At 64.8% G+C, this 15368-nt stretch carries 11 protein-coding genes and 1 pseudogene; 4 read left to right on the top strand and 8 right to left on the bottom strand.

Annotated elements, in window-relative coordinates:
• Positions 1 to 32: 32 nt before the first annotated feature.
• Complete coding sequence (locus tag ACQP2D_RS10265; RefSeq protein WP_433683485.1) at positions 33 to 320, bottom strand: hypothetical protein; 288 nt, start codon at positions 318 to 320, stop codon at positions 33 to 35.
• Positions 321 to 534: 214 nt separating this feature from the next.
• On the opposite strand from ACQP2D_RS10265, the gene ACQP2D_RS10260 reads away from it, so the two are divergent.
• Both ACQP2D_RS10260 and ACQP2D_RS10255 read left to right on the top strand, forming a co-directional pair.
• A complete protein-coding gene (locus ACQP2D_RS10260; protein ID WP_433683484.1) occupies positions 535 to 2115 on the top strand; it encodes an IS1182 family transposase in 1581 nt (526 codons plus the stop codon).
• A gap of 336 nt (positions 2116 to 2451) precedes the next feature.
• Positions 2452 to 2825, top strand: a pseudogene (locus ACQP2D_RS10255) (dioxygenase); the annotation flags it as partial.
• 106 nt (positions 2826 to 2931) lie between these two features.
• Here the strand turns inward: ACQP2D_RS10255 and ACQP2D_RS10250 are convergent.
• From ACQP2D_RS10250 to ACQP2D_RS10240, 3 genes are all read right to left on the bottom strand, one after another.
• The gene (locus tag ACQP2D_RS10250; protein WP_433683483.1) at positions 2932 to 3339 is read right to left on the bottom strand and encodes a DUF7144 family membrane protein; all 408 of its coding nucleotides are present in this window, start codon (positions 3337 to 3339) and stop codon (positions 2932 to 2934) included.
• Between the two features lie 86 nt (positions 3340 to 3425).
• A complete protein-coding gene (locus tag ACQP2D_RS10245) occupies positions 3426 to 5546 on the bottom strand; it encodes an MMPL family transporter (RefSeq protein ID WP_433683482.1) in 2121 nt (706 codons plus the stop codon).
• 72 nt (positions 5547 to 5618) lie between these two features.
• The gene (locus ACQP2D_RS10240) at positions 5619 to 5855 is read right to left on the bottom strand and encodes a hypothetical protein (protein WP_433683481.1); all 237 of its coding nucleotides are present in this window, start codon (positions 5853 to 5855) and stop codon (positions 5619 to 5621) included.
• 164 nt (positions 5856 to 6019) lie between these two features.
• Here ACQP2D_RS10240 and nrdF point away from each other — a divergent pair, with 164 nt between their 5' ends.
• Positions 6020 to 6982, top strand: a complete 963-nt coding sequence (nrdF, locus tag ACQP2D_RS10235; RefSeq protein WP_433683480.1) for a class 1b ribonucleoside-diphosphate reductase subunit beta — start codon at positions 6020 to 6022, stop codon at positions 6980 to 6982.
• A gap of 61 nt (positions 6983 to 7043) precedes the next feature.
• Here nrdF and mgtE read toward each other — a convergent pair whose 3' ends face one another.
• Positions 7044 to 8408, bottom strand: a complete 1365-nt coding sequence (mgtE, locus tag ACQP2D_RS10230; RefSeq protein WP_433683479.1) for a magnesium transporter — start codon at positions 8406 to 8408, stop codon at positions 7044 to 7046.
• A 357-nt stretch (positions 8409 to 8765) separates the two neighbouring features.
• Positions 8766 to 9275 (bottom strand): hypothetical protein, encoded by a 510-nt coding sequence (locus ACQP2D_RS10225; RefSeq protein WP_433683478.1) that lies wholly within the window; start codon positions 9273 to 9275, stop codon positions 8766 to 8768.
• Between the two features lie 161 nt (positions 9276 to 9436).
• Between ACQP2D_RS10225 and ACQP2D_RS10220 the strand changes: the two genes are divergently transcribed.
• The gene (locus ACQP2D_RS10220) at positions 9437 to 10429 is read left to right on the top strand and encodes an LLM class F420-dependent oxidoreductase (RefSeq protein ID WP_433685597.1); all 993 of its coding nucleotides are present in this window, start codon (positions 9437 to 9439) and stop codon (positions 10427 to 10429) included.
• Between the two features lie 186 nt (positions 10430 to 10615).
• Here ACQP2D_RS10220 and eccCb read toward each other — a convergent pair whose 3' ends face one another.
• Complete coding sequence (gene eccCb, locus ACQP2D_RS10215; RefSeq protein ID WP_433683477.1) at positions 10616 to 14911, bottom strand: type VII secretion protein EccCb; 4296 nt, start codon at positions 14909 to 14911, stop codon at positions 10616 to 10618.
• Entirely contained in the window at positions 14904 to 15275 is a 372-nt protein-coding gene (locus tag ACQP2D_RS10210) for an effector-associated constant component EACC1 (RefSeq protein WP_433683476.1), read from the bottom strand. Before ACQP2D_RS10210 ends, eccCb begins: the two co-directional genes overlap by 8 nt.
• Between the last annotated feature and the right edge of the window lie 93 nt (positions 15276 to 15368).

The following is a 15368-nucleotide window of genomic DNA, read 5'->3' as shown; positions in this document are numbered from 1 at the left end:
TCGCCCGGAATTCGGATCAGTGCAGCCGTTTGCTACGACCGCCTGGCATCATTCGACGCCCACCGTGATCTGATGAACTGGAATACCAGGATCACGGGCAGGATGAATGCCTTGAAGACCAGGAAATAGGTGCCGCCCTTGAAGACGAAGGCCAGGTAGAAGCCGTATCCGAAGAAGAGGACGCCGACGATGGCGTCGAATGCGCGCATACCCGCGCTCTGCGTCTTGAAGTAACTCATGGCGATCAACGCGATTCCGCTGACCAGCAATAGAATCACATACCACGAGAACAACGGGTCGACACTGAAATCCAGGTTCACGGATATCCCCAATCATGTACGGAAACAACAGAGTTGGGTGATACCCCCGATGAGAACCCCCCGAACTGCGATGAAGAATGCCACAGCCGACGAATTCACGCAAACGATAGGCGGCTCCCCCGCTCACAGCGCACGCACAGCCAGGACCGATACCACCCCTAGGAGACTGGTGCTTTTCGTGCGGTGACATGCCTGTCTCGAGCAGAATGCTGGGGTGACGTTGGGGCGTGTGCCGAGTCAGGGTGATCTGCTGCGGTCGACGGTGGAGTTCTGCGCCGGCCGGGTGGGTGAAGACTCGATTTATGGTGTGCTGCACCGGGAATGCAGTCGGTTGTTCCCGGATGAGATGTTCGCCGATCTGTTCACCGATGTCGGACGGCGCAGCGTGCCGCCGATGATCGTGGCGGTGGTGATGGTGCTGCAGCGGCTCGAGGACTTGTCGGACCGGGAAGCGGTGGAACGCTTCGCGTTCGACGCCCGCTGGGAATATGCTGCTGGTGGCCTGGATTTCGACTATCCGGGGTTCGTGCACACGGTGCTGGTCGACATGCGGGCCCGGCTGGCCCGCTCGCAGCGGCCGAACAGCGTCTTCGACGTTGTGCTCGAGGTGGCGTATCAGGCGGGGCTGGTCGGCCGGCGGCGGGTGCTGGACTCGACTCTGCTGTATGACTCGGTGGCCACGATGGACACCATCACCCTGGTCCGGTCGGCGATCCGCGGCCTGCTCACCGTTGCCGGCACCGAGCTGACGGCGGCGATGCGGGCGCAGGTCAGCAGCGATGACGACTACGCCAGCGCGGCCAAACCCGGGATCGACTGGGACGACGAGACCGCCCGCGCCCAGCTGATCGATTCCCGCGCCCGCGACGGGATGGCGATGCTCGCGCTGTTGGACGGGCTCGAACTCGATGAGCGGGTCAGCAAGGCCGCGCAGTTGCTGGCCACTGTGCTCGGCCAGGACATCACCGAAGACGATGACGGCGTGTTCGCGATCGTGCGTGGCACCGCGGCCGACCGGGTGATCTCCACCGTCGAGCCCGAGACCCGCCACGGGCACAAGACCTCCGCTCGCGGGTTCGACGGCTACAAGGGCCACATCGCTATCGATCCCGACAGCGAGATCATCACCGCCACCGAGGTCACTCCCGGCAATGCCGGTGACGCCGACACCGCCGAGGCGCTGCTCACCGACATCCTGGCCTGCGAAGCCGAAGCAAGTTCCTGCGGGGCGGCGGTGTTCGGTGATTCCGCCTACGGGGCGGGAGAGTTGCTGAAACAGTTGGACGACAACGGAATTCGCAACCGAATCAAGGTGCAGCCGTCACCGTCGGTGAAAGGGCATTTCTCCAAAGACCGCTTCGCGGTCGACCTCGACCAACGGACGGTGACCTGCCCGGCCGGGGTCGCTGCTCCCATCGCCGCCCGCACCGGTCGCCACACCGGTGCCGCCTACTTCGGCGCCGCGTGCACCGACTGCCCGCTGCGCGCGCAGTGCACCACCGCAGCCGGTGGGCGCACGATCACTATCGGGGCCCACGAGAAATACCTGGCCACCGGCCGTGAGCGTCAACACGATAAGGCTTGGAAGGCCGAATACCGCGCCACCCGACCCAAGGTAGAACGCAAGATCGGGCATCTGATGCGCCGCCGCCACGGCGGACGTCGCGCCCGCGTCCGCGGGCAAGCCAAGATCGGTGCCGACTTCGGCCTGCTCGCCGCCGCGGTCAATCTCGCCCGCCTCGCCGTCCTCGGGATCGGCCACACCACCAGCGGCTGGACCGCCGCACGCGCCTGAGACCCACCCGTCCGTCCAGAATTCGTTCGTAGCCGATACCCGAATAGCAACGCGCACAACAGGACACCGACGATCACTGGCCCCATCGCCACCACCGGACCCACCCCATCGAACCGCACCAACCAGGCCACATCACTGCCGAAACAAGCCTGTTCGACACCAGCCACCTAGCCCCCGTCCATAGCGTCACCGTGAACAGCGCGATCTCGACTACGGAAGGACAATGCAGTGAGCGCACATCCCGCGCACCCCGGTGACGGCGAGGTACACGAACACGATCTCGGCCTCGCCCACGACTTGACGGTGATGTCGCGTCGCCGCGCCCTTTTCTTCGGCGCCGCGGGGACGGCGACGGTCACGGCGGGCTGCGCATCGGCGACGACCACCGGTCGCTGGCCGCATATCCATTTCGAGGTCTACGACTCGCTGACCACCGCCGTTGCCGGGCAGAACGCGCGGCTCACCACACAGATCGCACTGCCCCAGGACATCTGCGATACCGTCTACGCCGCCGACTCCGGATATGCGCAGAGCATCACCAATCTGTCCCAGATCTCGCTGTCCTCGGACAATGTCTTCGGTGACGGCTGGGATGCCGAATTGGCCACCGTCACCGGCACTCGGCCGCGGGCTTGAACGTTTCGATCACCGTCGGCGTCGCCGAGAAGTCACAGAACACCCATTCCGGCACCGGCGGCGGGACGCCACCGGCCCAGCGTGGACCGGTGTGGGCACGGGCGGACCACCTCCGCGAATCAAGTGAGCCGAGGACCAGGCCCCCGACCCGTACTCGAGGGATCGGGGTCGAAGCGAAATCTATTGCACTACTCCGGATCCGAGCTCGCGCGCCAGCGCCCAGATGATCAACACATCGATGGCGATGATCACCAGCGACCAGAACGGATACATCGGCGCGAACAGGAAGTTGTCCATCAGGCTGATCGAGGCCATCACGATACCTGCCCAATAACCCCAGGTCTTTCCGGTCACGATGCCGATGCCCGCGGTAATGATCAGCACAGCGATCACCAGATGGACCCATCCCCACACCGAGACGTTCACCTGGAAGACCTGGTCTTCGGTCAATACGAACAAGTCGCGCTTCGCGATCGCGGCGATGGCGGCCAGCAGATGCAGCACACCGGCGATCAGGATCAGAACGCCCGCGAAGATCGTCATGTCATTGAGCGCGGGTCCGGTCTTGGCCGGGCCGGGACTGGTCATAACACACACTCCTTTCGAAACGCGTGGTAATCAACCGCCACAAACTAACCCGCGACACGCCCGAAACGAGGGATCACCTCGGCGGGTCACTTGCTCAGACTGACCTCCGGTTCGGCAGCCGCGGCAATACGCGGCCGAGCCAGCGCACTCGGCCACCAGATCCGATCACCGATATCCAATGTCAGCGCGGTGACCAGGATCGAACGCACGATCACGGTATCGAGCAGCACGCCGACGGCGATGACAATGCCCATCTCGGCGAAGGTCACCACCGGCATGGTCGCGAACACCGCGAAGGTGCCGGCCAGCACCAGACCGGCCGAGGTGATCACCCCGCCGGTGGCGGCTAGGCCGATCAGTGCGCCCGCCTTGGTGCGATGCTTCGTCGCCTCCTCGTGCACCCGCGACATCAGGAAGATGTTGTAGTCGATGCCGAGCGCCACCAGGAAGACGAAGGTCAGCAGCGGCAGGCCGGCGTCGGCGCCCTTGAATCCGGCCAGATCGAAGATCCAGTGGCTGAGCCCGAGCGCGGCGAAGTAGGACAGCACCACCGTCGCGGTGAGCAGAAGCGGTGCCAGCACCGCGCGCAGCAGCACCATCAGGATCACCATCACGATGGCGAGCACAACCGGCACGATCACCTGATTGTCATGTGCCACAGCATGTCTGATATCGAGCACGACGGCGGTCTGGCCACCGACCCTGGCCTCGGGGTCCACCGCGTGCACGGCCGCGCGCACCCGGTCGATGGTCGCGTCGGCGGCACGACTGTCCGGCGGATCCGAGAGCGTGCCCTCCAGATAGACCAGATCATCCTTGGTGATCGGCCGCGACGGCGTGGTAATGCCCGGCGTCGATCCCAGCGCTGTTGCGACGGCGTCGGCACGCGCGGCGGAGGCGACGACCATTACCGGCTGACCGGTGCCCGCGTCGAAATGTCGTTCCAGCACTTCGGTTCCGGTGACCGCATCGGAGGCGCCGACGAACGCGTCCTTGTTCGCGATCCCGTTCGACTCCAACCCGGTGGCGCCGAACGCGAGGACGCCGAGTGCCAGTGCGGTGCCGATCCAGACCGTGCGCGGCCGCCGGGCGATCGCGAATCCGACACGCGCCCAGATACCGGACTCGGTCACGTTGACGGTGCCGAAATTCGGGTGGCGCGGCCAGAAGATCCACCGGCCGACGATCACCAGGAGCGCGGGCAGCAGCGTCAGCATTGCCAGCAGCGCGACCGCGATGCCGATGGCACACACCGGACCGATGCCCTTGGTCGAATTCATCTCCGCCACCAGCAGAGCCAGCATCGAGACCATTACGGTGCAACCACTCGCCAGTACCGCGGGCCCGGCCCGGTGCAGCGCGACCGCCATGGCCTCGTGCTTATCGGGATGGCGGCGCAGTTCCTCGCGATAGCGGGCCACCAGCAGCAGTGCATAGTCGGTGCCCGCGCCGAATACCAGCACGGTCAGGACGGCCTGGCTCTGCGCATTGACCGTCAATCCCAACTTGGTCGCGCCGAATACCGCGGCCTGCGAAATCGCCAGTGCGAACGCGACAGTGATCAGCGGCAATGCCCACAGCATCGGACCATAGGTGGCCACCAGGATGACGATGACGACCGCGGCGGCCGAGTACAGCAGCAATCCGTCGATGCCCTCGAACACCTTGCCGAATTCGGCGGCGTATCCGGCCGGTCCAGTGGCATAGAACGACAATCCGTCGGGGCGCTCGCCCGCCGCGTCATTGATGGCGGCGACCACGCTGGTCAGACGGCTCCAGCCGTCGGATCCGATCGAGATCGGCAGCAGAATCTCCAGTGCCTGACCGTCCTGCGACGGAATCGGGCCGAGCAGCTTATCGCCCACCACATGCTCGACCTGCCGGAACCGGGTGGCGTCGGCGCCGACCGTGAGCCGGTCGGCCTCGGTGATTCCGCTGGGGCGCTCGTACACCAGCACCACCGGAACCTGGTCGCTATTGCCGAATTTCTCGGCCAGCTTGTATGCCTGCGTGGATTCGGCGCTATCCGGCAGCCAGGTGACATTGTCGTTCTTCTGTGCGCCGGTGAGCTTTCCGGCGAAGGTGCCGAGCGCGAGCAGTGCGATGATCCAGACGCCGAGCACGACCCATTTGCTCCGGCGACCGCTCGGCACACGCGCGAGTCTGCCGAGCAGGTCGGTCATATCGGGATCGGTCGGTGCGGACATCGGGGCCCCCTCGGTCACCACACTGATCTTTGCTAGCCAGCTGCAAGCAGGCGCTAGCGGCTGGCACCGATGCTACTGCCGGGTTCCGACATCCGCGAGCGAAATGTGATGCTGCGCCCACTCCGCGCCACAGCCGACCAGGCCCGGTCCACGACGGGATTCCCCCAGCGGCGACAGCAATCTCGGTGCTGGCATGCCGACCACGCTGTCCCTTGCGGCCCCGGCCCGCGACCGGCCGATCGGCAAACCACGGGCGACCACGATGACGGCACCGGTATCGATGCGCGGATTTCCCGCCGCGTGCCGCACAATAGGTGCCGCACGCGGTGGTCACCGGCCTTTCTGCGCCATGGTGATAACCGTCGCTGCGACACAAGGTGTTGTGCTGCATGGACTTGTCACCCCCAAGGAGTAGTGTTCAGGGGTAGACAATTCCGTGACGGCAGCGTGCTCGGGAAGGGTGTGGAGGCAGGATGAAACTGATCGATCGGGTGTCGGCCATCAACTGGAATCGGGTGCCCGACGAGAAGGATGCCGAGGTCTGGGATCGCCTGACCGGCAATTTCTGGCTGCCCGAGAAGGTGCCGGTCTCCAACGATATTCCGTCGTGGAACACCCTCACCCCCGACGAGAAGCAATTGACCATGCGGGTCTTCACCGGCCTGACACTGCTGGACACCATCCAGGGCACGGTCGGCGCGGTGAGCCTGATCCCGGATGCCGCGACGCCGCACGAGGAGGCGGTGCTCACCAATATCGCGTTCATGGAGTCGGTGCACGCCAAGAGCTACAGCTCGATCTTCTCCACCCTGTGCTCCACCCGCGAGATCGATGACGCGTTCCGCTGGTCGGAGGAGAACCGAAACCTGCAGCGCAAGGCCGAGATCGTCCTCGAGTACTACCGCGGCGACGATCCGCTCAAGCGCAAGGTGGCCTCCACCCTGCTGGAGAGCTTCCTGTTCTACTCCGGCTTCTACCTGCCGATGTACTGGTCCTCGCGGGCCAAGCTCACCAACACCGCAGACCTGATCCGGCTGATCATCCGCGATGAGGCGGTACACGGGTACTACATCGGCTACAAGTACCAGAAGGGTCTGGAACTGCTCGGCCAGGCCGAACGCGACGACCTCAAGAACTACACCTTCGAGCTGCTTTTCGAGCTCTATGACAATGAGGTCGAATACACCCAGGACCTCTACGACGAGGTCGGCCTCACCGAGGACGTCAAGAAGTTCCTGCGCTACAACGCCAACAAGGCCCTGATGAACCTCGGCTACGAGGGCCTGTTCCCCAAGGACGAAACCGACGTCAACCCCGCCATCCTCTCGGCGCTTTCCCCCAACGCCGATGAGAACCACGACTTCTTCTCCGGCTCCGGCTCCAGCTACGTCATCGGCAAGGCCGTCAATACCGAAGACGAAGACTGGGAGTTCTGACCCGGCTGTGCCATGAAATCCGGCTCGATCCCCAGATCGAGCCGGATTTCTCGTATTCGCCTCAGATGCCGAGGACGATCTTGGCGGTGGTGAAGTAGATGATCAGGCCGGTGGCGTCCACCAGGGTGGTCACCATGGGGGCGGACACGACGGCCGGGTCGATGCGGAAGCGCTTGGCCAGCAGGGGCATGGTGCCGCCGATGGTGGCGGCCCAGCCACAGATGATGACCAGGGTGATGCCGACGACCAGGGCGGTGCCCGGGTCGACGAACAGTGCGCCGATCGCGACACCCGCGGTGGCCAGCATGGTGCCGAGCACCAGGCCGACCCGGCATTCGCGCCAGATCACCTTGAACAGGTCCGAGCCGCGCACCTCGCCGACGGCGAGTGCGCGCACGCAGGCGGTCGCCGCCTGGGCACCCGCATTGCCGCCCGCGCCGATGAGCAGCGGGATGAACAGTGCCAGATGCGCCGCCTGCTGCAGGGTGCCCTCGAAGAAATCGGTGACACTGACCGTCAAGGTGGCCGCGAACAGCAATAGCAGCAACCACAGGGCCCGATAGCGTGCCAGCTGGAAGACCTTGGCCGCCATGTAGTGGCCCTCCCACGGCGCGGAACCCGCCTGCTTGGCGACATCCTCGCTATCGGCGGCCTCGATGACCTCGACGGCATCATCGATGGTGAGCAGCCCGACCAGCCGGTCCTCACTGTCGACGACCGGCAGATTGATGACATTGGTCTCGCGCATCAGCCGCGCCGCCTGCTCCGCGGAATCGGTGGCGCGCACGAATGTGGGTTCGGTGACGACGAGATCGGAGACCATCGTGTCCGGACGACTCAGTACCAGTTCGCGCAACTCGACAATGCCGGTGAGGCGGCGACCGGAGTCCACGACGGGCAGCGTGTACACCGTCTCGGCATTGATGCCCTTGATCCGCACCGTCTGCAGTGCGTCGGGGACGCTCAAATTACGCGGCAGCGCAACGACTTCCGGCGTCATATAGAGCCCGACCGAGCCCTCCGGATAGCCGAGCAACGCCGCGGTCATCCGCCGTTCGCGCGCGCTCAGTCCGGCGAGCACCTTTTTGGCGACCTTGGCGGGCGCCTCGCGCAACATCCTGGCCCGGTCGTCGGGGGCCATGCCCTCGACCAGCTCGCGGAAGCTCTGATCGCGCAGACCCTCCAGAATCTGTTGCTGGTCAACGGGTTCGAGCTCCTCGAAGACGGCAAGCGCCAGATCCTTGTCGAGCAGACGGAAGGCAACGCCCGCTTGGACGGCGTCCATGCGTGCGAGTTCGTCCGCGATGACATGCGGCGAATGGTCGTCGAGCCAGTCGAGCGCGGCGTCGACACGATGGGTATCCGCGATGTCCTGCAGCGATGCGGACAGCGTCGGACGTGCTTCGATGAGATCGGTCTGTGACATGGGAGGTCCTCAGCACACGGCGAGTAAGCGAGTGAATCGAAAAATACGAAGTCACACCGCGGGGCACCGTCCCCATGACCGCTAACCCGAGAAGCTACGGTTCCCGGACGCTAACGACTGCACGAAGGGGCGGCGCCGCGCGGCCTTCGACTGGGAGGTTCGCTGCGCATGGCAACCCCACCTCCTAATCACCGCCGCAGCGCCGTCAGCACTGCAGATTCTCGAATGCGCCGCCCGAACGGGCCGGCCGCACAGCTTCCGGTTGAAGGATACATGCGGTGGCGCTGGTGTTCACAGTCGAATCGTGTAAAGACCGACGACATCCGGTCCGGCTATGACCGTTGCCACTGCGGGGAGTCAGGGCACCAATGTCGCACCGACGGCGCTCTCGACATCGGGCCACGTCGGGGTGTGTTCGATCCACTCCGGCACCGGTTCGGCCTGCACACCGAACAGATACAGATGCGGCACCAGATCGCGCAGCGCCAGATGCACCTCGAGGCGGTCGTCGATCATGTGCGTGATCCCCAATTCGGCGCAGTGGATCGCCTTGTCCGCCCGCTTGCGACAGAAACGCACGCTATCGCGCGACACCCCGGTCCGCTGGTAGAACCCCTGATGATCGAGCCATTGCAGGGTGCGTTCCTGAACCCGGGGCCCGCATTTGGAGATCACCCAGACCCGGCCGTCGAACCGCTCGACCAGCCGCCCCAGTACATCGAACGCACCATCGGTCGGCGGCGTGGCCAGTGCCTCCTCGATACCCCCTGAGAGAAAGACGGTATCCGCGCCCCTGTGCGGCAGGGCGGCCCCCTGAATGACTCGACCGAAGTCCACTCCGAGTCGAGGTTGTCCGTAACTATTCATCACTATTCCGGTCCAGCTTGACCCGAATCGACCTCACATGCCAGCGAATTAACAACCGAGTTGGACGCATGCGGCGTAGAACCCTTGTCCAGGTGGCGCCGAGCCGGGAACAGTGAACCGGTTGCGACTAGGTTCGGTGCAAACACATGAAGGAGAGATCTGTGCGCTTCGGCATCTTCATTCCGCAGGGGTGGCGGCTGGATTTGGTCGGTATCGACCCGGCGGCGCAGTGGGGGGTGATGCGCGATCTCGCCCAACGTGTCGATGCGGGCGATACCTGGGACTCGCTGTGGGTCTACGACCACTTCCACACGGTGCCGGTGCCGACCGAAGAAGCGACGCACGAGGCATGGACGCTGATGGCGGCGTTCGCGGCCGCCACATCCCGCATTCGGCTCGGGCAGATGTGTACCGCGATCAGCTACCGCAATCCGGTGTATCTCGCCAAGGTCGCCGCGACGACGGATCTGATCTCGGGCGGCCGGGTCGAGATGGGCATCGGCGGCGGCTGGTACGAACACGAGTGGCGCGCCTACGGTTACGGCTTTCCGTCGGCGGGTGAGCGGCTCGGGCGGCTCGACGAGGGGGTGCAGATCTTCCGCCAGGCCTGGACCGAGGGCAAGGCCACGCTGGACGGTAGGCACTATCAGGTCGACGGTGCCATCGTGCGGCCACTTCCATTGCAGGACGGCGGAATTCCGCTGTGGATCGCCGGTGGCGGTGAGAAGAAGACGCTGCGCATCGCGGCGAAGTACGCCCGGTACACCAATTTCAGTGGAGCACCGGAGGAATTCACGCACAAGTCCGAAATTCTGCGCGCGCACTGCGCCGATGTCGGCACCGATTTCGACGCCATCGTGCGCTCCTCGAACTTCAACGCGGTCATCGGATCCACCGAAGCCGAAGTCGAGGAACGCCTTTCGGCGGTCCAGGCGCGGTTGGCCACCGTAATCGATGACAACCAGGCCAAGTCCTACGTCGACGGCATGTTCCGCACCTCCCCCGCCGTCGGCACCCCGGAACAGATCGTCGAGCGACTGTCCGCGGTCCGCGATCTCGGCCTGTCCTATGCCATCTTCAACTTCCCCGAAGCCGCCTACGACACCTCCGGCATCGAACTCTTCGAACGCGAAGTGGCCCCCGCCCTCCGCTGACCCCCACCACAGCGGCGGGCGCCCCATGGCGCCCGCCGCTTTCGATACGCACCGCCGGCACAACTTCTTCGGATAACCCCCTCCTCGCACACGTTCCGCATACCACGCACACCGACTCGCCGCGCGACACACCGAGCTCGAAATACGAAGGTGTGCGGGGCCCGCACCGAATACGGCGCGTGGTGTTTACTGCGGCGGGATTTCGCAGATTTGGACCAATTCTGGAGGGCGCGAACGGGTCAAGAAGATTCCGCGGCCGGGGGGTAATGGCGATGGGCGGATGTCGCCGATTAGCGCACCCTCTTCCCGGGAGCCGCTCATGATCAATCCCTCGGCGCTCAGGTCGCGCAACCTGCTGATCACCGGATCGTAGATGGCGCGTCCGGCACCGCCGGTGCGCCGGGCCAGGATCAGATGGAAGCCGAGATCTCTTGCCTGCGCGAGATAGTCGACCAGCGGCAGCAGTGGATTGCTCACGCTGGTGGCCACCAGGTCGTAATCATCGACGATGACGAACAGTTCCGGCCCACTCCACCAATTGCGCTCGCGCAGTTGCTCTGCGGTGACTTCCGGTCCGGGGGTTCGGCGCGAAAGGAACTCGACAAGCCCGGCAACCATCGCCGACGCGGTCTGCGAGCTGGTCGAATATCCCGCGAGGTGGGCGTCCCCGACCGTACCGAGCAGCGACCGCCGAAAGTCGATCATCGCGATTCTCGCTTGCTCCGGCGCGGAGTTCTCGGTCAGCCCCGCGACAATATTCCGCAGCAGCGTCGTCTTGCCCGATTCGGAGTCGGCGAAGACGAGAAAGTGCGGCTGGCTGCGGAAGTCCAGGACCACCGGTCGCAGATCGGACTCGCGTAGGCCGATGATCACGCGATCCCAACTCTGCTCGATTGCCAGCACATCCGCGGACGCGAGCACCTCGGCGCGCGTGATTCGCGCGGGCAACAACCGAATTTCGGGGGCACGGCGACCGGGATACTCCGCGGCGATCTGTTGTGCGGCCGCGCGGATGCCGGCAGGCACCGTGCTGAAGTCACTATTCGAGTCCAGTCGCGGCAGCGCCATCATGATGTGCTGGGCACCGGCGGCCCCGAGGATCAAGCCGCGACCGGACAGGTCCGGCACGAGGGCCGCCGCCTTCCTGCTGAGTTCGGACTCATTCGGATCATCGAGCCGCAGTTCGACTCCCATCCGGATCCGCTCCCGCACCGAAGTCCGAATGTCGCGCCACTTGTCGGCGGCGAGAATCACATACATACCGAACCGGAATCCCTGCGCGACAAGAGTATTCAGCTCGTACTCCTGAGATTCGAACTGCCCGATCAGTTCCCGCCAGCCGTCGACGACGAGAAATACATCACCGAGCCGATCGCTCCACGAGTCGTCCATCCGACGCCTGCGGAGTTCGTCGATCGACTCGACCTGTGCCGATGTGCAGATGTCCGCGCGCTCACGCATCCGCGCCGCCAACTCGGCTACCGTGCGGCGGACCAGATCGGGATCCGACCTGTCCGCGATCGAACCTACGTGCGGCAACTCCCCAAGGTTCGTGAGCAATTCACCACCGAAATCGAGGACATAGAACTGGGCCTGCTCGGGGGGACGAGTCGCGGCAATCGCCAGCACCATGGTCGCCAATGCCCTGGACTTACCGGACTTGCGGCCGCCGACCACCGCAACGTTTCCCTGATCCCCGAACGTGGACATGGTCGTGAGCACATCTTGGCGCTGAAAGTAAGGATCATCGATAACGCCGATCGGCGCCGACGACCCCTCCTGGTAGCTCTGGGTCGACAGCAGCAGGCCGATGGTTGTCGGCGAGGTCAACGGCGGCAGCCAGACGGCACGTGCCGGTGGTGCACCCCCCTGCAGTTGTGCGACCAGTGCCTCGAGCAGCGTCCGCTGGACCGTTGCGCCGGTGTCCTTGCCGAATTCGCCACGTTCCGGTCGCGATACGTACGCGGCTCGAATGCGAACCAACTCGGAGTCATATTTCAAGTACGCATGTCCAGGCGTGCTCGGCAGTTGATACGCATCCGGCACGCCCAACACCGTGCGCGATTCGTTGGCCGAAAACGTCCGCAACGCGATCCGATAGGACAGGTTCGCCTCGAGCCCACCGATCCGATATCCGTCGAGCCGTTGCGTTGCCAGCATCAGGTGCAGCCCCAACGAACGACCGACCCGTCCGATCAGGACCAATGCGTCCGCGAATCCTGGTCGCTGTGAGAGGAGTTCGGCGAACTCGTCCACGATGATGAGCAACGGCGGCAGGGGCTCGAGCTCAGTGCCCGCCGACCGCGCAGACGTGTATGCGCCGATGTTTGCGTAATGTCCGGACTGCAACAACTCCCGCCGTCGCGCCACCTCACCCGCGATCGTCTCGCCGAGACGATCGATCAGTGGAAGATCGGCCTCCAGATCGGGGACGATCGCCGAAACATGCGGTAGCCCAGCGAATCCGTCGAACGCATCGCCGCCTTTGGCGGAGATCAGCAGGAAGTTGAGCGCATCGGGCGGGTGGTTGAGGGCGAGACCGGCGACAATATTCTTCAGCAACGTCGACTTGCCGGATCCCGTCGCACCGACCACTAGGCCGTGTGGACCCATACCGCCCTCTGCGGCCTGCTTCAGATCCAGCTCGACGGTTTCGCCGGTAGGCGTCACACCGATCGCGACTCGCAGCCGCTCCCGCTCCGTCCGCGGCTGCCATGCCACGGCGAGATCGACCCGGTCGTTCGCATCCAGCCCGAACAGTTCAGCGAAGTCGACCTCACCCTCGAACGGCGAACGCCGCACCTCCGAACCTTGCGCGTCGGGCCACGCGCCGACGATGCGGTTCACCAATTCGCCTGCACCATCGGTCATCTCGACGATACCCATCGAATCCGGTTGCAATTCACGCAAATCCGGCATGGCGATGCGAAATGGCCGCTGCCCGTAGAGCGCCCAGCCGGGCACCTCCGGCAGACGCGCGGCACGTTCCGGATTGAGCCGCGATTCCGCCGGGCGATGCAGCCGAAGTTCGATGTGCGCGGGCAGCAGATCGGCCAACCAGTCCGGTACCTCGGTCCAGTCGCGCGCCGTCGCGACCACGTGCACGCCGTATTCCGGCCCCGCGCTCGCCACCTGTCTGATCCGGCTGTCGAGTTCGGCGATGTGCTCGCGGAAGTCACCCCACCGGTCGATCAGCAGGAATACGTCGGCGACGGGTCCGTCGGTCAGCAGCGGGCGAGCGGCACGCAAGCTGGCCGGCGAGTCGATGTTGTTGTCGCGGTAGAGCTTCTTGCGAGCGCGGATATCGGCGGCGACCTTCTCCAGCAGCATCAGCACCTGCTCGGGTTCGTCATCGCTGGCCACGTCGGCCAGGTGCGGCAGTGCGCGCATCGAACCCAAGCGGTTACTGGACTCCAGCACATAGATCTGCACTTCATCCGGGGTATGGGTGAGTGCGAGTGATCCGGCGAGCGTGCGCAGCAGTGTGCTCTTTCCGGCCCCGGCTCGGCCGATGACGAGGAGGTTTCCGTCGGTGCCCGCGAGGTCGAGCCAGACCGTCTCCCCCTCCGCACCGTCCGTGCGTCGCTCCTGACCGATCGGCACCTTCAGTCGGCCTGTCCCCCACCAGTTCTCGGCACGCAGACCCGCCACCGGATCACGTTCGATGCGACCGAGCAGTTCGCCGAGTTGAACTCGATCTCCCGCTTCGAGGATGCTGGAGAACTTCCGCCGGACCCGTGCGATATACACCTCGTCCTTGAACACCCCATAGTGATTCGGAGTTTGCCTGCTCGTGCGGGCGCGCACATCGGCGCTGACATAGGTCCACAGATCATGCGCTCCGATGAGTCCGCTGCCGTTATCGGCCAAGCCCGTGCCGATGCCCTTCACCAGCGCGGAGGTGAAGACCGACAGCGGGGCGGACTGATCCGCACCCGCCCGTCCGTCCTCGGCGGTCTCGATCGCGCTGGACGCGGTCAGCACGCAAATGCCGTCTCCCGCAGAGAGTTCACGACCGATATCGTCGATATTCGGCGCGGACTTGACCACATCCGAGCCGAGGAACGCGCCACTGTAGCAGCAGTCGAGCAGAATGATCTTCGCCGCCGCGGCCGAATCCCTGATCAATTCCCGGATGAACGTCGAGGACACCGCCGTACTGCTGATCAACTGCGGGTCGGTATTGCTGGTCGCCAGATACAGATTCTGTCTGGTTCGCAGGCCGTGCCCGGAGAAGTAGAAGAGGATGACATCCTCCGGCTCGGCCCCGCGGAACAACCGCTCGATGCTGCGCTCGATCTCGGCCTTGGACTCGTTGATCAATAGCTCGGTCGGCCGGAACCCGCCGATCTCCGGGTCGCGCAGCAACTCTCGCAACTGATCGGCATCGGTGACCGGCGCGTAGAGCCGAGGCAGGCCCTCGAAGTGGTAGGTGTCGTTGGCGACGAACAGCGCCAAACGGCGTCCGGTCGGACTACTCATCATCGAGCAGGTCGCGCAGCTGATCGACGATCTTGTCGACCTGCCCGTCGCTCGGCCGCGCGATGGTGACCTCCCGATCGCCATTCTTGACGGTGACCGAGGCGGCCCTGGTGCGGTCCAGGAATTTGATCACGATATCCCGTATCGCCCATGCCACGGTGCCGATCGCGCCGCCGGAGGCGACCAGCTGGCCGATCTGCTCGAGCGCCCCGGATTTCATGCCATCGCCCGCGGCCGCCGTCGCACGTCGTACGACGAGGCCCCGGATCTCGCGCAGATCGGTCTGTAGCTCATCGGCCAGTTCGTCGAGCCACTCGGCATCTCGTCGACCGCCGGAATTGATCACCAGCACAACATCGGTCATGGTCCGTCGCCCCTCCAATCGACCCACGCTCACCGTAGTCCGATAACTCTAGCCAGGAGGTAGGCGACCGAAAAGCCGAAAGGGGCGGCCTCC

It is taken from the genome of Nocardia sp. CA-119907 (assembly GCF_050955995.1).
Taxonomy (GTDB): Bacteria; Actinomycetota; Actinomycetes; order Mycobacteriales; family Mycobacteriaceae; genus Nocardia.
Note: the sequence above shows the minus strand (reverse complement) of the source record. Positions and strands in the feature narration are given on the sequence as shown.